The organism is Variovorax sp. 160MFSha2.1, from assembly GCF_048305075.1.
GTDB classification, from domain to species: Bacteria; Pseudomonadota; Gammaproteobacteria; order Burkholderiales; family Burkholderiaceae_C; genus Variovorax; species Variovorax guangxiensis.
Map to the genome: position 1 here is coordinate 418,378 of NZ_CP157624.1, position 17,906 is coordinate 436,283.

Annotated in this window: 16 protein-coding genes; 7 read left to right on the forward strand and 9 right to left on the reverse strand. The window is 68.0% G+C overall.

All coding sequences use genetic code 11. From position 1 onward, the window contains the following. Positions 1–10: 10 nt before the first annotated feature. Together ABL838_RS01830 and ABL838_RS01835 are read right to left on the reverse strand one after the other, a co-directional pair. On the reverse strand, positions 11–979 hold the full coding sequence (locus ABL838_RS01830; protein WP_418123858.1) for a Bug family tripartite tricarboxylate transporter substrate binding protein: 969 nt from the start codon (positions 977–979) through the stop codon (positions 11–13). A gap of 43 nt (positions 980–1,022) precedes the next feature. After that, positions 1,023–2,261, reverse strand: coding sequence for a flavin-dependent oxidoreductase (locus ABL838_RS01835; protein ID WP_418123859.1), 1,239 nt, complete (start codon positions 2,259–2,261; stop codon positions 1,023–1,025). Between the two features lie 104 nt (positions 2,262–2,365). Between ABL838_RS01835 and ABL838_RS01840 the strand changes: the two genes are divergently transcribed. Further along, positions 2,366–3,259, forward strand: coding sequence for a LysR family transcriptional regulator (locus tag ABL838_RS01840; RefSeq protein WP_184640342.1), 894 nt, complete (start codon positions 2,366–2,368; stop codon positions 3,257–3,259). A 3-nt stretch (positions 3,260–3,262) separates the two neighbouring features. Here ABL838_RS01840 and ABL838_RS01845 read toward each other — a convergent pair whose 3' ends face one another. The 4 genes from ABL838_RS01845 to ABL838_RS01860 are packed head-to-tail and all read right to left on the reverse strand — an operon-like array spanning position 3,263 to position 8,110. After that, positions 3,263–5,242 carry a DUF4034 domain-containing protein gene (locus ABL838_RS01845; protein WP_418123860.1) on the reverse strand — a complete coding sequence of 660 codons (1,980 nt, stop codon included), beginning with the start codon at positions 5,240–5,242 and terminating at the stop codon, positions 3,263–3,265. 41 nt (positions 5,243–5,283) lie between these two features. Beyond that, a complete protein-coding gene (locus tag ABL838_RS01850; RefSeq protein ID WP_184640338.1) occupies positions 5,284–6,060 on the reverse strand; it encodes a DUF1266 domain-containing protein in 777 nt (258 codons plus the stop codon). Then, a complete protein-coding gene (locus ABL838_RS01855) occupies positions 6,054–7,289 on the reverse strand; it encodes a hypothetical protein (protein WP_418123862.1) in 1,236 nt (411 codons plus the stop codon). The genes ABL838_RS01850 and ABL838_RS01855 overlap by 7 nt, the downstream gene beginning before the upstream one ends. Before the next feature lie 17 nt (positions 7,290–7,306). Then, a complete protein-coding gene (locus tag ABL838_RS01860) occupies positions 7,307–8,110 on the reverse strand; it encodes an exodeoxyribonuclease III (RefSeq protein ID WP_126022399.1) in 804 nt (267 codons plus the stop codon). 12 nt (positions 8,111–8,122) lie between these two features. On the opposite strand from ABL838_RS01860, the gene pyrE reads away from it, so the two are divergent. Together pyrE and ABL838_RS01870 are read left to right on the forward strand one after the other, a co-directional pair. After that, complete coding sequence (pyrE, locus tag ABL838_RS01865) at positions 8,123–8,812, forward strand: orotate phosphoribosyltransferase (RefSeq protein ID WP_418123864.1); 690 nt, start codon at positions 8,123–8,125, stop codon at positions 8,810–8,812. A 92-nt stretch (positions 8,813–8,904) separates the two neighbouring features. Continuing rightward, positions 8,905–9,534, forward strand: coding sequence for a DUF4124 domain-containing protein (locus ABL838_RS01870; RefSeq protein WP_260319358.1), 630 nt, complete (start codon positions 8,905–8,907; stop codon positions 9,532–9,534). Between the two features lie 101 nt (positions 9,535–9,635). On the opposite strand, the gene gatB is transcribed toward ABL838_RS01870, so the two are convergent. Genes gatB through gatC form a run of 3 tightly spaced genes read right to left on the reverse strand, consistent with a single transcriptional unit; the run spans position 9,636 to position 12,941 of the window. Then, entirely contained in the window at positions 9,636–11,126 is a 1,491-nt protein-coding gene (gene gatB / locus ABL838_RS01875; RefSeq protein ID WP_418123866.1) for an Asp-tRNA(Asn)/Glu-tRNA(Gln) amidotransferase subunit GatB, read from the reverse strand. Between the two features lies 1 nt (position 11,127). After that, on the reverse strand, positions 11,128–12,642 hold the full coding sequence (gene gatA / locus ABL838_RS01880) for an Asp-tRNA(Asn)/Glu-tRNA(Gln) amidotransferase subunit GatA (RefSeq protein ID WP_418125824.1): 1,515 nt from the start codon (positions 12,640–12,642) through the stop codon (positions 11,128–11,130). Further along, the gene (gatC, locus tag ABL838_RS01885) at positions 12,642–12,941 is read right to left on the reverse strand and encodes an Asp-tRNA(Asn)/Glu-tRNA(Gln) amidotransferase subunit GatC (RefSeq protein WP_126022394.1); all 300 of its coding nucleotides are present in this window, start codon (positions 12,939–12,941) and stop codon (positions 12,642–12,644) included. Before gatC ends, gatA begins: the two co-directional genes overlap by 1 nt. 215 nt (positions 12,942–13,156) lie before the next feature. Here gatC and ABL838_RS01890 point away from each other — a divergent pair, with 215 nt between their 5' ends. From ABL838_RS01890 to mrdA, 4 genes are all read left to right on the forward strand, one after another. Then, positions 13,157–14,200 (forward strand): rod shape-determining protein, encoded by a 1,044-nt coding sequence (locus ABL838_RS01890; protein WP_007833435.1) that lies wholly within the window; start codon positions 13,157–13,159, stop codon positions 14,198–14,200. 86 nt (positions 14,201–14,286) lie between these two features. Then, a complete protein-coding gene (gene mreC / locus ABL838_RS01895; protein WP_418123868.1) occupies positions 14,287–15,246 on the forward strand; it encodes a rod shape-determining protein MreC in 960 nt (319 codons plus the stop codon). Next, entirely contained in the window at positions 15,243–15,764 is a 522-nt protein-coding gene (mreD, locus tag ABL838_RS01900; RefSeq protein WP_019655414.1) for a rod shape-determining protein MreD, read from the forward strand. The genes mreC and mreD overlap by 4 nt, the downstream gene beginning before the upstream one ends. 56 nt (positions 15,765–15,820) lie before the next feature. Further along, positions 15,821–17,791, forward strand: coding sequence for a penicillin-binding protein 2 (gene mrdA, locus ABL838_RS01905; protein ID WP_126022392.1), 1,971 nt, complete (start codon positions 15,821–15,823; stop codon positions 17,789–17,791). The last annotated feature ends 115 nt before the right edge of the window (positions 17,792–17,906 follow it).

The following is a 17,906-nucleotide window of genomic DNA, read 5'->3' on the forward strand; positions in this document are numbered from 1 at the left end:
CGGGTCTGGCTCAATCCGCGGTGATATTGCCGCGCTTCACCACCGTGGCCCAGCGGTCCGCATCCTTCTTCAGCAGCGTGCCGAACTCCGCCGGCGTCGAGCTCGCCGGCACCATGCCCTGCGACTCGAACGACTTCGCCACGTCGGGCTGCTTCAGCACCGCCGCGATCTCCTTGTTCAGCCGCGCCACCACGTCCGCGGGCGTGCCCTTGGGCGCGAGCACGCCGTACCACATGTCGACGTTGTCGGCGGTCACGCCGGCCTCGGCGAGGGTGGGCACGTCGGGCAACTGCGGCAGGCGCTTGCCGCTGCCGGTGGCGATGGCCTTGAGCTTGCCGGCCTGGATGTGCTGCAGCGCCACGTGCACCGGCAGGAACATGTAGTCGATGCGCCCGCCCAGCAGGTCGGTCACCGCCCCGGCCGTGCCCTTGTACGGCACGTGCAGCAGATCGGTGCCGGTGCCTTGCATGAGCAGCGCCATCGACAGGTGGTGCGGCGTGCCCACGCCCGGGGTGGCGTAGGTCAGCTTGCCGGGCTCGGCCTTGGCCGCGCTCACCATCTGCTGTACCGACGACACCTTCTGCACGTTCGGGTTGGTCACCAGCAGCAGCGTGCCCCACGAGGTGAGCGACACGGGCGTGAAGTCGGCCACCGGGTCGTAGCTCAGCGAGCGATACAGGCTGCGGTTCATCACCAGCGTGTTGACCTGCACCAGCAGCGTGTAGCCGTCGGGCTTGGCGCGCGCCACGCGCTCGCTGCCGATGTTGCCGCTGGCGCCGGCCACGTTCTCCACGATCACCGGCTGGCCCAGCTTCGCGGGCAGGCGTGCCGAGAGCTGGCGGGCGATCAGATCGATGCCGGTGCCGGGGGTGTAGGGCACCACCAGAGTGATGGCCTGGTCGGGCCAGGCGAATGCGGTGGTAGCGGTGCCTGCCATGACGAGCAGGGCGGCGAGGGTCTTCTTGATCAGCGATCGCATGGTCTTTTCAGTCTCCGTGTTCTTCCGGGGTTGCCTGTCGGGTTCAAAGGTAGGAAGCGCGCGCCTTCAGGGCGGCAGGGTCGTAGCCCGCCACGCGCTTGTAGTTGTCCGAGATGGCCTGCAGCTCGGCAACGGGCACGACCTGCTCGATGCTCTCGAAGCGCTTTCCGCCCGAGCGCTCGAACACTTCGCGCAGGATGGCGTCGGGCGGATTGCTGCGGTTGGTCAGCACCACGTCGGTGGTGGCCCTGACGCGCACGCGGTCGTAGTCTTCGAGCGCGGCCGCTCCGACGCCCATCTTCTTCAGAGCACCCGCGAGGTAGCGCGCATCGATGATGGCCTGCCCCGCGCCGTTGGAGCCGCGCGGAACCATCGGGTGCGCGGCGTCGCCCAGCAGCGTGAGGCGGCCGTGCGTCCAGCGCGGCAGCGGGTCCTGGTCGACCATCGGATATTCGAGGATGGTGTCGGAGGCGAGGATCAGCGCGGGCACGTCGAGCCAGTCGAAATGCCAGTCGGCGAAGGCCGGCAGGAAGTCTTCGAGCCGGCCCGCGCGGCTCCAGTCGCGCATGGCGGGCTGCGGCGCGTGGATCTCGGCGACCCAGTTCACCAGCTGGCGGCCCTCGGCGTCGATGTTGTCGCGGATCGGGTAGATCACCATCTTGCCGACCGACAGCCAGCCCGCGCGCACCATGCTGCCGCCGGAGAGGAAAGGCTTCCAGCGCGCGGTGCCCCGCCACATGTTGATGCCCGAGTAGCGCGGCGCGCCTTCGTCCGGATAGAGCTGCTTGCGCAGCGCCGAGTGGATGCCGTCGCAGCCCACGGCGACTGCGCCGCGCACAGGCGGCGCATCGGCGAAATGCACGGTGACGCCGTCCGCGTCCTGCTCCACGTGCGTGCAGCGGCGGCCGCACACCACGCTGTCGGGGCCGAGGCGCTTGAGCGTCTCTTCGTACAGCACCGTCTGCAGGTCGCCGCGGTGGATGGAGAACTGGGGCCAGTCGTAGCCCGCATGCCGGCCCGCCGCCTCGCGGAACACCAGCTGGCCGTGCTCGGTGAAGAACACGGCCTCCTTCGTGCGCACGCCCACCTTGTCGAGGGCCTCCAGCAGCCCGAGTTCGGTGAGTTCGCGCACCGCGTGCGGAAGCAGGTTGATGCCCACGCCCAGCGGCTTGAGTTCGGGCACGGCTTCGTACACGCGACAGGGAATGCCAGCCTGGTGCAGGCTCAGCGCGAGGGTGAGGCCGCCGATGCCGGCGCCCAGGATGATGACTTCGTTGCTCATGATGATCGGTCGTTGCGACGCGTTGCTTTGTCTCGGCCCGCATTAGGAACGCAGACGGATCATTTGGGAAATTTAGATGTGATATGGATTTATCATGAATTCATATGAATCTATCGACCCGCCAGCTGCGCGCTTTCCTCCAGGTGGCGCGCGTGGGCAACTTCACCCGCGCAGCAGAGCAGGCGCACATCACGCAGGCCGGGCTCAGCATCCTGATCCGCGAGATGGAAAAGCAGCTGGGCTGCCGGCTCTTCGACCGCACCACGCGCGTGGTGAGCCTCACGCCCGCGGGCCGGCGCCTGCTGCCGGTGGTCGAGCGCATGGTGACCGACCTCGACGACGTGGCCGCCGAGCTGGGCGCCGAGGGCGACGCGGCACGCCAGACGCTGCGCATCGCGGCCACGCCGCTGGTGTCGTCGAACCTTCTGCCGCAGGTGTTCGCCAGCTTCCGCGCCGCGCATCCGCAGGTGAGCCTGCGCCTCTTCGACGCCGACCTGCGCGACGTGGAGGCGATGGTGGCCGCCGGCGAGGCCGATGTGGGCCTGGGCTTCTTCTTCAAGGCCGCGCCGGGGCTGTCGCGCGAGCCGGTGGGGCGCTTTCACCTGATGCGCGTGGAGGCCGGAGAGCCGCAGGCCACAGGCACCGCGCCCTGGTCGGCATTGCGCGGCGCCGAGCTCGTCGGCCTGCCGCCGGGCAACCCGATCCAGAAGGTGATCGACCAGCATCTCGCCGCCATCGGCCGCGCCGATGCGCAGCGCACCGCATTCAACTTCTTCGGCACGCTGATCTCGATGGTGGAGGCCGGCTTCGGCACCGCCGTGATGCCGACCTTCGCGCTCGCCGCCTGCCGCCGCCACCGCGTGCGCACCGACGTGCTGACCAAGCCGAAGGTGGGGCTCGACTTCTACCGCATCACCAAGCGCGGGGCGTACGAGACGGAGGCCATGCAGGCCTTCGTCGCCACGCTGGAGAAGGCGCTGCCGGAGCTGTCGCGCTGAAGCTCAGACCATCGCGTTGTCGGCGCCGGGAATCTCGTGTGCCTTGATCTGGCGCCGCGTGAGCTTGTAGAGCGTGGACGACAGGAAGCCGTCCTGGTGACAGGTCTTCGTCACGTTCCGGACGTATTCGCTTTCGGGGGCGACGGCCTGCGCGCCCATGATCCATCGCACGCTTTCGCGGTAGTCGTAGAGCTTCTTGTCGTCGCTGTCAGCCAGCAGCACCGACATCGTGGCCATGGCGGTGGCATCGCCTTGCTGTGCGTGTTCGCGTACCAGCTCGAGGTATTCATGGCGCGCGGGAACGTCCTCCAGCGCGCCGATGAACATCAGCATGCTTTCGAGGCCCTCGGAGTGCCCCAGTTCGTGTGCCTGGCGAGCGGCTTCCACGGCCTGCCGCAGGAGACGTGAACGCTCGGCCGGTTCCTGGGTGGCCTGGCCGAGGTTGTAGCTGGCGTAACCCAGCTTGTATGCACCCATGTTGCCGCCGCCTTCGGCCGTCTGGCCGTAATAGCGAATGGCCTTGCCCAGGTCGGGCGCGACGTGCACGCCTTCCTCGTGGAACAGGCCGAGCAGGTAGTCGCAGGAATCGCCGCCCGCGGCCAGGCCCATGGTCGCCAGTTCGAATGCATCCGCTTCGCGATTGCCCCTGCGGAACGCGTAGGACACCTTGTTCCATGCGAGCGAGCCGGGGGCGTGCCGGCGCGCGGCCTCGAGCCAGGCTTCTGCGGCCGCCGCGTTCGGAACAAAGCCCAGCAGGCCCTTCAGGCTGCAGTACCCGTGGAGGATCATCGCGGCAGTGCATTCCCCGGCATTGGCGCTGCGCACGATGGCCTGGCCCAGCCACGACGGATCCTGCGGCTCGAGCTGGAACGACAAGAACACAGCCCGGACCATCGCGTCGTCGTCTTCGATGGGCCAGTGCGCCTCCGCTTCCTTGAGGAAGGCGAGAGCCTGCGGCTGATCACCGCGTCCGTAGTGGGCGCTGGAAATCCAGTACAGGGTCTCCCAGCGGTGATAGGGGTACAGGGCCTCTTCGGCGCGCTTGCGGGTGGCTTCGATCCACTGGCGAACGTCTTCGGGATCGTCGTCCTCGTCCACCTCGTTCCCCAGATGGTCGTCGCGCCAGATCTCATGGCGCAGCCGGTCTTTCTCGACCTCGTCCAGGTGCGCGCAAGTAGGCGAAGCGATGAAGGCCCGCACCCGGTCGTGGCTGCCGCCCCAGCGCGGCTGCATGAACCAGATGCATTGGCGCAGGAAGAAGAACAGGCGCGGATGCAGATGGATCGTGGCGTGCATCCAGTACTGCCTGCCGCTCAGCAGCTTCTTGCCTTGCATCGGTGGTGGCAGGGACTCGGGTACGGTCTGAGGACAGGCAATGCGTTCGTCGGCGCGGATGCCGGAGCGCGCGAGCATGGCCAGCAATTCGTCGCGCGCGTCGGCAGGCATGCCTTCGAGCGCCAGGTCGTGCGCCAGCTCGCCGGCCGGGCCGCGGCCGCTGCGCACCAGTTCCGACAGCCATGCGGGCTCCTCGAAGGCGGCCACGCTCTGCATCAGCAGGGCGGGCGCGCTCCACAGCGTGGGGCTTCGCTCCAGCGCCCGAATGGCGCAGACCGCCGCGTGCGTGCAGCAGGCGTGGGCGCAGGTCCATCCCAGCTCGGTCACCGTGTTCGACCAGCCGGAGCCCCGGTACTCGTAGGCCCAGTGGAACCAGTAGTGCGCCTCGCACAGCCATGCGTGCGCCGACTCCGGTCGGGCCGCCTGCCAGGCGCGCAGAAGCGCCAGTCCTTCGGAGCCCGAATCGATGCAGTCCTTCAGGTCGGCGGGCAGTGCGGCGTGGTACCGCTCTTCGCTGGTGCGATCGTGAAAGCTCGCGGCGAGCGCCTCATCGAAGAGCTGGTCGAGCGTGTCGTAGTCGCCTGCGCGCAGCAGCGCACTGGCGTCGCAGACTTTCCACGGCGAAGGAATCGGAGCGATCGTGGTCATGGCGTGAGTTGCAAAAAAGGAAACGGAGACGCCAGCACTCGTCAGGCGGGCCGAGGCTGGGGGTCGAAGATGCGATAGCGCTTCCAGGGCAGTGCGAGCCAGCTGCCTTCGGCGTTGCGAAGGTGTTCGTGCACTTCCATCATGGCGCGTGTCGAGGCGGGGCCGTCCTGGTTGCTCATGCGCAGCCAGTGCTCGCGCGCCCGGGCGTAGGCCAGGCCGAAGTCTTCCCAGCTCTCGAAGCTGTCCTGCGCGCGCTGCGCGTTGAGAAAGAGCACCAGCCAGGCGCGTGCCTCCGGCACCCAGCCGAGGTGGGCGATGCAACGCACCAGGAAGGCCGTGCGCGCGCAGTCGAACGCCAGCGCGTCGCGTACGCGGCCTTGTGCCGCGAGCTGTTCGTAGAAGCCGTCGTGCGAGCGCCCCAGGCCCCCGACCCAGCCGTCGAGCGCTTCCTGCATGCGTGCGCCGATGGCCGGAGCGGGGAGGTCGGCGGCGATGTTCATTTCGCGCAGCACCTGGCGCCCGAGCTGCTCGCGCCTGTCCGCGGGAAGGTCGAGCGCCAGCGTGTCGCCGTTGCATGGAAGGCCGTTGCGAATCGACAGAATGTCACAGAGCGCAAGAGCCCAGCGGCGGCGATTGGGCGGCGCGGCTTCGGCCCTGGCGCGGAGGGCTCGCAGCGCGGGATCGTCCCTGGCGGGCAAGGCCGTGTTGCTGCCGTCCTGACCGTCGCCTTCGCGCACCACGCCCCACAAGACGGCAGCCGTGCGCAGCGCGATGAAGAGCACCACCAGGCCGGCGAGCCACGCGAGCGCCGTCAGCATGCGGCGCCTTTGCGGACGAGATCGAGCGGAATGCCCTCGATCTCGCAGGCCCCCGCGGGCATCTCCCGCAGTGCGGCCGGCAGCGCGTCGTGCGGCAGCGTGAGGCGCGCGGCTGCAGCCACTCCCGGGTCGATCTGCCGAAGCCGCGCCAGTTCGCCTGGCGCAATGCGCAGCAACAGCCATTGCAGCACGGCCGGCGGTTGCTCGAAGTGCTCGGCCAGGTGGAAGTTGGCGCTCATCACGCTGAGCAGATAGTTGGCGTCGCCCACCTCGGTGACGAACTTCCATCGGCCGGCGGATGTGTCTTGCGCGGTCGCCTCGGGTTCGAACACCAGGCCCATGCCTTCGCAGTCGGGATGCCGTTCGCCCCGTGGCGCGACGGTGCGCAGGAACTGCAGCACGTCGTCCGCGTACTTGCGGATCGGGTGGCGGTTCTGCTTGCCCTTGATCTGGTCCACGCGCAGGCCGTCCGGATGCACGGCGAGGCTGATGGTCACGTGCGGCATGTTGCCCGCGCTGCGCAGCGTGAACAGGCGCAGCCGGCCGTCCTGCGCCGCCTGCGCGTACTGCTCTCCGTAGCCGCCGCTGAGCTTCTTGAGGCTCGCGAACTGGCCCAGGCAGTGCTGCATGTGGTAGGACTCGTACGCCATTTCCTCGCGCAGCGCGGCGTGCCGGCCGTCGAATTCGAAGATCACGCCGTTGGGCGTGCGCAGTACTTCGCGCAGGGCCAGGCCGCTGCTGGGGACCCAGCCCTTGCTGCGGCGCGACTGCATGCGCTGGTGCTCCTGCTCCCACATCGTCAGCGCCATGAAGCAGTTGATGCGTTGCAGCTTCTGTTCGAGCCGCGTGCCACGCCGCGAACGCAGGAACTCGACCAGCACGCGCTCGCGTTCGATCAGCAGGAGATGCTCGGGGTCGAGATACCAGCAGTCCTTGCCGGCCCCGGCAGCGGAAGGCCGCAGGAGCCTGGCCAGCCACTCCGGCACCGGATCGCCGGTGCCGGTCACGGCCTGATAGTCGGCAATCGATCGCAGCGGCACCACATGCTCGAAGCTGCCGATCGCCCAGCGGAAGAAATGGTTGCGCAGCCACGCCTGCATGTCGGGCTCGTCGCCCCGTTCGGTGCTGCGCCGGGTGATCGCTGCCTTGACCTCGGGCGCGTTGACCACGTCGCGTGGCAGATAGGCGTTGGCTGGCGAAGGATTGGTGGCGGGTGCTGGCAGCGGCATCGGACCCGGATGATGACCTACAGCTTGAAGTCGTAGTCCACCGTGATCGGCGCATGGTCCGAAAACTTCACGGTTTTGTAGATTTGCTCGGTGCGCGCCAGCGCCGCGATCTTCGGCGTGGCCAAGTGGTAGTCCAGCCGCCATCCCACGTTGTTCGCATAGGCCTGCCCGCGGTTGCTCCACCATGTGTAGGCCTCGGCCGTGGTGTCGGGCTTGAGCATGCGGTAGACGTCCACCAGGCCCGCGCCCTCGGCGCCGGCATCGAGCAGCTTCGTCATCCAGGCGCGCTCCTCGGGCAGGAAGCCGCTGTTCTTCTGGTTGCCGCGCCAGTTCTTCAGGTCGATCTCCTTATGGGCGATGTTGATGTCGCCGCACAGCACGAACTCGCGCTCCTTCTTCAGGGCCACCAGGTGCGGGAAGAAGCCCTTGAGGAAACGGAACTTGGCTTCCTGGCGCTCCTCGCCCGAGCTGCCGCTCGGGAAGTAGCAGCTGATCACGGAGAACTTGCGTTTGGGCGTGTCGAAGCGCAGTTCGAGGTAGCGGCCCTCGGCGTCGAATTCGGCGTCGCCCCAGCCCACCACGACCTGGCTCGGAGCGTGCTTGGTGTAGACCGCGGTGCCGGCGTATCCCTTCTTCTCGGCGAAGTGGAAATGGCCCTTGAGGCCGGCCATTTCCTCGAACCGGCCCTCGATGTCGCTGGCCTGGACGCGGATCTCCTGCATGCAAATACAATCCGGCGCAAGTTCGGCCACCCAGTCGGCCACGCCTTTGGTTGCGGCCGAACGCAGGCCATTGAGATTGAGACTGGTCAGTTTGAACACAAGGAATTTCCGATGGCTGTAGATGGTGAGAAAAGCAAAAGCAGCGCGATCGCCCAGGATTTCGTCCAGTTCGCCCTGGACGCCGGCGTACTGCGCTTCGGGGAGTTCAAGACCAAGGCCGGTCGGATGAGCCCCTACTTCTTCAACTCGGGGCTCTTCGACGACGGCGGCAAGATCGCCCGGCTCGCCGGATTCTATGCAGACCGCCTGATCGAGAGCGGCCTCGAGTTCGACATGATCTTCGGCCCCGCCTACAAGGGCATTCCGCTGGGCGCCACGGTGGCGGCCGAGCTTGCCCGCCGGGGCCGCAACTATCCCTTTGCCTACAACCGCAAGGAAGCCAAGGCGCATGGCGAAGGCGGCAACCTCGTGGGCGCGCCGCTCAAAGGACGCGTGCTGATCGTCGACGACGTGATGTCCGCCGGCACCGCGGTGCGCGAATCCATCGCCGCCATCGAGGCTGCGGGCGCCACGCCGCATGCCGTGGCCATCGCGCTCGACCGGCAGGAGAAGGCCACCGAGAACGGCGTCGACGTGGACCACAGCGCCGTGCAGTACGTGCGCAGCCAGCTCGGCCTGTCGGTGATCGCCATCGCCACGCTGGACGACCTGCTGAGTTATCTCTCCGGCGACGCCGCGGCCGACCTGGGTGCTCACCGCGAGCGCGTGCTGGCCTACCGCGCGCGCTACGGCGCCAGCTGAAGACGCAGGGCCGCCGAATGCACCATCCTCATCCCGCACGCGACGCTCACGGTTCACCGGCCCGCCTGCTGGCGGCGGCATCATTTCTTCTAATGGCTTCCTCGTTTTGCGGCGCGCTGCAGGCGCAACCGCAGAAAGTGGAAGGCGCCTCTCCCGGCATCTACACCTGCACCGACGCCCGTGGCCGCACCTTGACGGCCGACCGGCCCATCGCCGAGTGCAGCGACCGCGAGCAGCGGGAGCTCAATCCGAGCGGCTCGACCCGCCGCAAGCTGGAACCCACCTACACCGCGCGCGAACTGCAGGAGCGCGAAGACCGCGCCCGCGAGGCCGCCATCGTGGCGGCGCGCCAGACCGACGAGCGGCGCCGCGAGCGGGCGCTGCTGGTGCGCTACCCCAACAGCGCCACGCACGACCGTGAACGCGCCGAGGCGCTGTCGCAGATCGATGCCGTGTCGGAGGCGGCGAAGAAACGCATCTCCGAGCTCAGTGAAGACCGCAAGAAGATCGACGAGGAGATGGAGTTCTACAAGCAGGACCCCACAAAGGCCCCGGCCGCGCTGCGCCGCAGGATCGACGAGAACACGAAGAGCGTGGCGGTGCAGAACCGCTTCATCGCGGAGCAGGAAGACGAGAAGAAGCGGGTGAATGCGCGCTTCGACGAGGAGCGCATTCGCTTGAAGGCGCTGTGGACTCCGCAGAACGGCGGAAATCCCAGGTAACCCGCCAGGCTGCGCGCACTTCGTGTCGCTTCGCCAACCCCCTGCGGGGGACAACACCTGCGGCCCGGCAAAGCCGGTTCCGCGGTGTTCCCCGAAAAGACTTAGCTGAGCTTGGCCTTCAGCAACTCGGTGACCTGCGCCGGGTTGGCCTTGCCGCCGCTGGCCTTCATGACCTGACCCACGAGGGCGTTGAGGGCCTTTTCCTTGCCGCCGCGGTATTCCTCGACGTTCTTCGCGTTCTTCGCGATCACCTCGTCGAGGATCTTGTCGAGGGCGCCGGCGTCGTTCATCGGCTTGAGGTCTTTCGCCTCGATGATCGCGTCGACGTCGCTGCCTTCGCCGGTCCACAGGGCCTCGAACACCTGGCGCGCAGCGTTGTTGGGCAAGGTGCCGTCGGCGATGCGCTTGACCAGCTGCGCGAGTTGCTGCGCCTTCACCGGCGCGGCCTCGATGCCGATCTCGGCGGCGTTCAGGCGGCGTGCCATCTCGCCGGTGATCCAGTTGCTCGCGAGCTTGGGCGTGGCGCCCGCCTTCACGGCTTCGTCGAAATAGCCGGCGAGCGCGGCGCTCTGCGTGAGCTGCGCTGCGTCGTATTCCGAAAGGCCATGGTCGCGCACATAGCGCTCGGCCATTGCGCGCGGCAGCTCGGGCATCTCGGCCTTCACGCGCTCGATCCAGTCGGCGGCGATGACCAGCGGGGGCAGGTCGGGGTCGGGGAAGTAGCGGTAGTCGGCCGAGTCTTCCTTGGCGCGCATGGCGCGCGTCTCGCCGGTGTCGGGGTCGAAGAGCACCGTGGCCTGCTCGATGGCGCGGCCGTCCTCGATTTCGTCGATCTGCCAGCGGATCTCGTAGTCGATCGCCTGCTGCATGAACTTGAAGCTGTTCAGGTTCTTGATCTCGCGGCGCGTGCCGAGCTTCTCGCCGGGGCGGCGCACCGACACGTTGGCGTCGCAGCGGAAGCTGCCTTCCTGCATGTTGCCGTCGCAGATGCCGATCCAGGTGACGATCTTGTGCAGTTCCTTCGCATAGGCCACGGCCTCGGCGGTCGAGCGCATGTCGGGCTCGGTCACGATCTCCAGCAGCGGCGTGCCGGCGCGGTTCAGGTCGATGCCGCTCTGGCCGATGAAGTCCTCGTGAAGCGACTTGCCGGCGTCTTCCTCGAGGTGGGCGCGCACCAGGCGCACCGTCTTCTGCTCTTCGCCGACGAAGAACGTCACAGCGCCGCCCTGCACCACGGGAATCTCGAACTGGCTGATCTGGTAGCCCTTGGGCAGGTCGGGATAGAAGTAGTTCTTGCGCGCGAACACGCTGCGCGGCGCGATGTGCGAGCCCAGCGCCAGGCCGAGCTTGATGGCGCGTTCGACGGCGCCTTTGTTCATCACGGGCAGCGTGCCGGGCAGCGCCAGGTCGACCGCGCAAGCCTGCGTGTTGGGCTCGGCGCCGAAGGCTGTGGAGGCGCGGCTGAAGATCTTGCTCGCGGTGGAGAGCTGCGCGTGCGTCTCGAAGCCGATGATGACTTCATAGCCGCGCACCAGCGGGCCGGTCGGGCGGCCCTGTTGTTGTGCTTCGAAGGTGTTCACTGTCTCGTTCATTTCAGAAGCCCTCCGGCGTGCGGGCGTGCCAGTCGGTGGCCTGCTGGAAGCGGTGGGCCGCGTTCAGCAGCTTCGCTTCGCCGAAGTAGTTGCCGATCAGCTGCAGGCCCACGGGCATGCCGCCGTCGAAGCCCGCGGGCACGCTCATGCCGGGCAGGCCGGCCAGCGATGCGGGCAGCGTGAAGATGTCGGCGAGGTAGTCGGCCACGGGGTCGTCGCCGTGCTCGCCGATCTTCCAGGCGGTGGTGGGCGCGGCGGGGCCGGCGATCACGTCGCACTGCTTGAAGGCCTGCTGGAAGTCGTCGGCGATCATGCGGCGCACTTTTTGCGCCTGCAGGTAGTAGGCGTCGTAGTAGCCGTGCGAGAGCACGTAGGTGCCGATCATGATGCGGCGCTTCACTTCGTCGCCGAAGCCTTCGGCGCGGGTGCGTTCGTACATCTGCGTGAGCGCGCTCTTCCTGCTCGCGGGGTCGATGAAGTCCTTGGCGCGGTGGCCGAACTTCACGCCGTCGAAGCGGCTCAGGTTGCTCGAGGCCTCGGCCGCGGCAAGGATGTAGTACACGGGAATCGACAGCTCGGTGCGCGGCAGCGTGACCTCGACGCGCTTCGCGCCGAGCTTCTCGTACTGCGCGAGCGCCGCGTCGATGGCCGCGCGCACGCCGGGCGCCACACCCTCGCCGAAGAACTCCTTCGGCACGCCGATGCGCAGGCCTTCGAGCGAGTCGTTCAGCGAGCGGCCGAAGTTCTCGGCGGGCTTGTCGAGCGAGGTGGAGTCGCGGTCGAGGTCGGGGCCGCAGAAGGCCGACAGCAGCAGGGCGCAGTCTTCGGCCGAGCGGGCCATCGGGCCGGCCTGGTCGAGGCTCGATGCGAAGGCCACCATGCCGTAGCGCGAGGAGCGGCCGTAGGTGGGCTTGATGCCGGTGATGCCGCAGAAGGAGGCGGGCTGGCGGATCGAGCCGCCGGTGTCGGTGCCGGTGGCCGCGGGGGCCAGCCGTGCAGCCACCGCAGCCGCGCTGGCGCCGGAGGAGCCGCCCGGAATGCGCTCGGTGTTCCAGGGGTTGCGCACCGGCACGGCCTTGTCGTGGCCCACGGCGGGCACGGCGACGTTCTCGTTGGCCGAGCCCATGGCGAACTCGTCGCAGCTCAGCTTGCCCAGCGTGACCGCGCCGGCCTCGGCCAGGCGGCGAACCACGGTGGCGTCGAAGGGCGAGCGGTAGCCCGCGAGCATCTTCGAGCCGGCGGTGGTGGCGAAGTCGGTGGTGACGAAGATGTCCTTGTGCGCAATGGGCACGCCGGCCAGCGCCGGGGCGTCGCCCTTGGCGATGAGCGCGTCGGCGGCGCGCGCCTGGGCCAGCGTGACTTCCTCGTTCACGTCGACGAAGGTGCCCAGCGACTGGTGCGCCTTCATGCGGCCTAGGAAGGCCTGCGAGGCCTCGACGGCCGAAACCTTGCGTTCGGCCAGCGCCTTCGCCAGTTCGACAACGCTCAATTGGTGCAATTCACCGCTGCTGCTCATCATTCGATTACCTTGGGCACGAGGAAAAGGCCGGCTTCGACGGCCGGGGCGCTCTTCTGGTTGGCTTCGCGGTTATTGGGTTCGCTCACCACGTCGTCGCGCAGGCGCAGCGTGATGTCTTCGAGGGCGGCCACCGGATGGGCCAGCGGTTCGACGCCGGTGGTGTCGACGGAACGCATACGTTCGACTAAGTCGAAAAAGCCGTTGATCTGGCTGAGCATGCGCTCGCTTTCATCGGGAGCCAGCTGCAGCCTCGCCAGCGAGGCGATGCGCGCAATATCGGAAGCGGAGAGAGACATAGGTCGGAACGGCCCAAAAAAGCGGAGGTATTCGCACGCGGGAGCCGGTGCTAATACGGGAATCAGAGGGGATTCGGGTATTATCCCGCCTTTGCCGCAACCCCCGCGAACGCGCCGGCTTTTGCGCCAAAAACGATCAATTCACCCCGTCAAACGACCCAAAAAATAGAGCGACGACCTGCCGATGCGCAGGCCGTGCTCAGAGGATTCCGCACATGTTTGGAGCTTTCCGTCGGTACTTCTCCACCGACCTTGCGATCGACCTCGGCACCGCCAACACCCTGATATTCGCCCGCAACAAGGGCATCGTGCTCGATGAGCCCTCGGTCGTCGCCATCCGCCACGAAGGCGGTCCGCATGGCAAGAAGGTGATCCAGGCCGTCGGCCGCGAAGCCAAGGCGATGCTGGGCAAGGTGCCCGGCAACATCGAGGCGATCCGCCCGATGAAGGACGGCGTGATCGCCGACTTCGTGATCACCGAGCAGATGATCAAGCAGTTCATCAAGATGGTGCACCCGCGCACGCTGCTCACGCCGAGCCCGCGCATCATCATCTGCGTGCCCTGCGGCTCCACCCAGGTCGAGCGCCGCGCCATCAAGGACGCGGCCGAGGCGGCAGGCGCCACCTCCGTCTACCTGATCGAAGAGCCCATGGCCGCGGCCATCGGCGCCGGCCTGCCCGTCAGCGAAGCCTCGGGCTCGATGGTGGTGGACATCGGCGGCGGCACCACCGAGGTGGGCGTGATCTCGCTGGGCGGCATGGTCTACAAGGGCTCGGTCCGCGTGGGCGGCGACCGCTTCGACGAAGCCATCATCAACTACATCCGCCGCAACTACGGCATGCTGATCGGCGAGCCGACGGCCGAAGTCATCAAGAAGAACATCGGCTCGGCCTTCCCGGGCTCCGAAGTCAAGGAAATGGAAGTCAAGGGCCGCAACCTTTCCGAAGGCGTGCCGCGCAGCTTCACCATCAGCAGCAACGAAGTGCTGGAAGCCCTGACCGATCCGCTGAACAACATCGTCTCGGCCGTGAAGAACGCGCTGGAGCAGACGCCGCCCGAGCTGGGCGCCGACATCGCCGAGCGCGGCATGATGCTGACCGGCGGCGGCGCGCTGCTGCGCGACCTCGACCGCCTGCTGGCCGAGGAAACCGGCCTGCCGGTGCTGGTGGCCGAAGATCCGCTGACCTGCGTGGTGCGAGGCTGCGGCATCGCTCTCGAGCGCATGGACCGCCTGGGCAGCATCTTCACGAGCGAGTAAGGGGCGAAAGCCATCATCGGCCGGCCTCTGCTTGCGCAGGCCGGCTTTTTGTTATTTGATTCCGCACCACCGCCGAGTCTGAATTCATGCCCCTGGGCACGCTCGATCGCACAGCGCCACCCCTGTTCAACCAGGGCCAGTCGGCACTCAGCAAGCTGATCTTCTTCGGCGCGCTCTCCCTGTTCCTCATGGTGGCCGATGCGCGCTTCCACATCGTGCAGCCGATCCGGGCCGCCGTCGGGGCCGTGCTCTATCCGGTGCAGTGGGTGGCGCTGAAGCCGGTGCAGGCGGTGCTCGGCGGCGGGCGCTATTTCGAAGACCTGCAGACCGCACAGCGCAACGAGGAAGACGCCCGCAAGGCGCTGATGGCGCAGGCCGAGCGCGCGGCCCAGGCCGACACGCTGGCGCAGGACAACGCCCGCCTGCGCGAACTGCTCGAACTGCGCCAGACCACCACCACGCCGGGCCGCGCCGCCGAGGTGCTCTACGACGCTGCAGACCCCTACACCCGCAAGATCGTCATCGACCAGGGCATGGCCCAGGGCGTGCAGCCTGGCTCGCCGGTGATCGACGCGCGCGGCGTGCTCGGGCAGGTCACGCAGGTGCTGCCCTTCACGAGCGAGGTCACGCTGGTGATCGACCGCGACCTTTCCATTCCCGTGCAGAACACCCGCACCGGCGTGCGCAGCGTGGCCTTCGGCGACGCTTCGGCGCACGGCGGCGGGCTGGAGCTGCGCTTCATGGCCGCCAACGCCGACCTGCAGGAGGGCGACCTGCTTTCCACCAGCGGCGTCGACGGCATCTACCCCGCCGGCCTGCCGGTGGCGAAGATCGAGCGCATCGAGCGGCGTGCCGACTCCGCCTTCGCCCGCATCTACTGCCTGCCGCTGGCCCACGTCACGGCCGCGCGCTACGTGCTGGTGCTCGAACCCACCGGCACGCCCGCGGCGCCGCCGCCCCCGGCACCCGCAGCCACCCAGCGCAAGCGCCCCGAGGGCAAGCCCGGCGCCGGCAAGAACGAGAAGAAACCGGGAGCGCGCCCATGATCAAGCGTCCAGGCCAGCAGCAGCTCCTGCTGCCCGTCAGCCCGGTCTTCATGTGGAGCAGCCTCGTGGTGGCGCTGCTCATCAACATGATCCCGATCGGCCGCGCCGTCTGGATGCCCGACCTGCTGGCGCTCGTCATCGTTTTCTGGGGCGTACACCAGCCCGCGCGCGTGGGTATCGGCGCGGCCTTCGTGTTCGGCCTGTGCATGGACGTGCACCAGTCGTCGATGCTGGGGCAGCACGCGCTCTCCTACACCACGCTGGGCTTCTTCGCGATCACCATCCACCGGCGGCTGTTGTGGTATCCGGTGGCCTCGCAGGCGCTGCAGGTGCTGCCGCTCTTTGCGCTCTCGCAGCTGATCGAGGTGGTCACGCGGATGATCGGCGGCGGCGTGTTCCCGGGCTGGACGGTGCTGGCTTCGCCGGCCATCGAGGCGGCGCTGTGGCCGCTGGCGACCGCGCTGTTGCTGGCCCCCCAGCGCAGAACGCCGGAACCGGACGAGAACCGCCCCCTCTAAGCCCAGCCCCTCCCGCATTTGCCTTCGCACCTGCGCGCGCCTAAGCTCCCATCGCCATGACCGAAATCCGCAACGTCGCCGCCGATCTTGCGCGCTTCAAGCGCCGCGTGATCGTCATCGGCCTGGCGGTGCTCTTCGCGTTCGGGCTGCTGTGCGCGCGGCTGGTCTACCTGCAGGTCACGCGCCACGAAGACCTGGCCGAGCAGGCCGAGAGCAACCGCACGGCGGTGGTGCCGGTGGTGCCGAACCGGGGGCTCATCCTCGACCGCAACGGCATCGTGCTGGCCTCCAACTACTCGGCCTACACGCTGGAGATCACGCCCTCGAAGGTGGGCGACGTGGAGGAGACCATCGACAGCCTCACGCAGGTGCTGGAAGTCTCGCCGCGCGACCGCCGCCGCTTCAAGCGCCTGCGCGAAGACTCGCGCAGCTTCGACTCCATTCCCATCCGCACCCGCCTGAGCGACGAGGAAGTCGCCCGCTTCGCCGCCCAGCGCTACCGCTTCCCGGGCGTGGAGATCAAGGCGCGCCTCTTCCGCAACTATCCGCAGGGCGAGTTGGCCTCGCACGTGCTCGGCTACATCGGCCGCATCAACCAGCGCGAGAAGACCGCGATGGAGGACTGGGACGAGGAAGACCAGGCCAACTACAAGGGCACCGACTACATCGGCAAGCTGGGCATCGAGCAGAGCTACGAGAAGACGCTGCACGGCCAGACCGGCGTGGAGCAGATGGAGACCTCCGCCGGCGGCCGCGCTGTGCGCCGGCTGGCCAGCCACCCGGCCACGCCGGGCAACACGGTGATGCTGTCGCTCGACATCAAGCTGCAGAAGCTGGTGGAGGACATGTACGGCGAGCGCCGCGGTGCGCTGGTGGCTATCGACCCGAAGACCGGCGAGATCCTCGCCTTCGTGAGCAAGCCCACCTTCGACCCCAACCTCTTCGTCGAGGGCATCGACAACGAGAGCTGGGCGGCGCTCACCGAATCCATCGACAAGCCGCTCTTGAACCGCGCCCTGCGCGGCACCTACCCGCCGGGCTCCACCTACAAGCCCTTCATGGCGCTGGCGGCGCTGCAGACCGGCAAGCGCGGCCCCAGCGTGGTGGTGAACGACCCCGGCTACTTCAACTTCGGCGGCCACCGCTTCGGCAGCCCCGAGGGCAACCTCGGCGGCGTCGACATGCGCCGATCGATCCAGCTGTCGAGCAATATCTACTACTACTCGCTGGCCAACGAGATGGGCGTGGACATGATCCACGACTTCATGAAGCCGCTGGGCTTCGGCCAGATCACCGGCATCGACCTCGGCGGCGAGGTGCGCGGCGTGCTGCCCAGCACCGAGTGGAAGCGCAACACCTACAAGCGCCCCGAGCAGAAGAAGTGGTATGCGGGCGAGACCATCTCGCTGGGCATCGGCCAGGGCTACAACAACTTCACCATGCTGCAGCTGGCGCAGGCCACCGCCACCATCGCCAACGGCGGCCTCAAGCACAAGCCTCACCTCGCGCTGGCCACGCGCGACACCGTCAGCGGCAACGTGGTGCCACTGCCGCAGCCCGCGGCGGAGAACCTTGGCTTCGCAGCCGCCAACATCGCGGTGATCCGCGAGGGCCTGACCAGCGTGGTCACCAGCGGCACCGCGCGCGGCGTGTTCGCGGGCGCCAGCTACCAGGCGGCCGGCAAGACGGGTACGGCGCAGGCGGTGTCGATGGGCCAGAACACCAAGTACAACGCGCGCGCGCTCGAGGAGCACCAGCGCGACCACGCCCTCTTCATGGCCTACGCGCCGGTGAACGACCCGAAGATCGCCGTGGCGGTGATCGTCGAGAACGCCGGTTGGGGCGCAGGCGCTGCCGCCCCCATCGCTCGCCGGGTCTTCGACTACTGGCTCGCGGACCAGTACCCGAGCGAAGCCGACATGGCCGCCATCAAGATCGGCAAGGCGACCGCGCCGATCGGCAAGCCGCGCGTGGCGAGCGAAGTGGCCTGGCCGGCCGCTTCGGCCACGCCCGCCACCGCGCCCTGATTCCGGCATTGCTCCCTCTCCCCTTGGGGAGAGGGTTGGGGTGAGGGCATCGGCGGCGGATTCGATGCGGCGCTTCATTGGAGGCACCTTGCCCTCACCCTGGCCCTCTCCCCGA

What these genes read in the sequence shown, in the direction of transcription:
- ABL838_RS01830 (WP_418123858.1), bottom strand. Translation starts at nt 979, where the DNA reads ATGCGATCGCTGATCAAGAAGACCCTCGCCGCCCTGCTCGTCATGGCA.
- ABL838_RS01835 (WP_418123859.1), bottom strand. Translation starts at nt 2,261, where the DNA reads ATGAGCAACGAAGTCATCATCCTGGGCGCCGGCATCGGCGGCCTCACC.
- ABL838_RS01840 (WP_184640342.1), top strand. Translation starts at nt 2,366, where the DNA reads ATGAATCTATCGACCCGCCAGCTGCGCGCTTTCCTCCAGGTGGCGCGC.
- ABL838_RS01845 (WP_418123860.1), bottom strand. Translation starts at nt 5,242, where the DNA reads ATGACCACGATCGCTCCGATTCCTTCGCCGTGGAAAGTCTGCGACGCC.
- ABL838_RS01850 (WP_184640338.1), bottom strand. Translation starts at nt 6,060, where the DNA reads ATGCTGACGGCGCTCGCGTGGCTCGCCGGCCTGGTGGTGCTCTTCATC.
- ABL838_RS01855 (WP_418123862.1), bottom strand. Translation starts at nt 7,289, where the DNA reads ATGCCGCTGCCAGCACCCGCCACCAATCCTTCGCCAGCCAACGCCTAT.
- pyrE (WP_418123864.1), top strand. Translation starts at nt 8,123, where the DNA reads ATGGCTGTAGATGGTGAGAAAAGCAAAAGCAGCGCGATCGCCCAGGAT.
- ABL838_RS01870 (WP_260319358.1), top strand. Translation starts at nt 8,905, where the DNA reads ATGGCTTCCTCGTTTTGCGGCGCGCTGCAGGCGCAACCGCAGAAAGTG.
- gatB (WP_418123866.1), bottom strand. Translation starts at nt 11,126, where the DNA reads ATGAACGAGACAGTGAACACCTTCGAAGCACAACAACAGGGCCGCCCG.
- gatA (WP_418125824.1), bottom strand. Translation starts at nt 12,642, where the DNA reads ATGAGCAGCAGCGGTGAATTGCACCAATTGAGCGTTGTCGAACTGGCG.
- gatC (WP_126022394.1), bottom strand. Translation starts at nt 12,941, where the DNA reads ATGTCTCTCTCCGCTTCCGATATTGCGCGCATCGCCTCGCTGGCGAGG.
- ABL838_RS01890 (WP_007833435.1), top strand. Translation starts at nt 13,157, where the DNA reads ATGTTTGGAGCTTTCCGTCGGTACTTCTCCACCGACCTTGCGATCGAC.
- mreC (WP_418123868.1), top strand. Translation starts at nt 14,287, where the DNA reads ATGCCCCTGGGCACGCTCGATCGCACAGCGCCACCCCTGTTCAACCAG.
- mreD (WP_019655414.1), top strand. Translation starts at nt 15,243, where the DNA reads ATGATCAAGCGTCCAGGCCAGCAGCAGCTCCTGCTGCCCGTCAGCCCG.
- mrdA (WP_126022392.1), top strand. Translation starts at nt 15,821, where the DNA reads ATGACCGAAATCCGCAACGTCGCCGCCGATCTTGCGCGCTTCAAGCGC.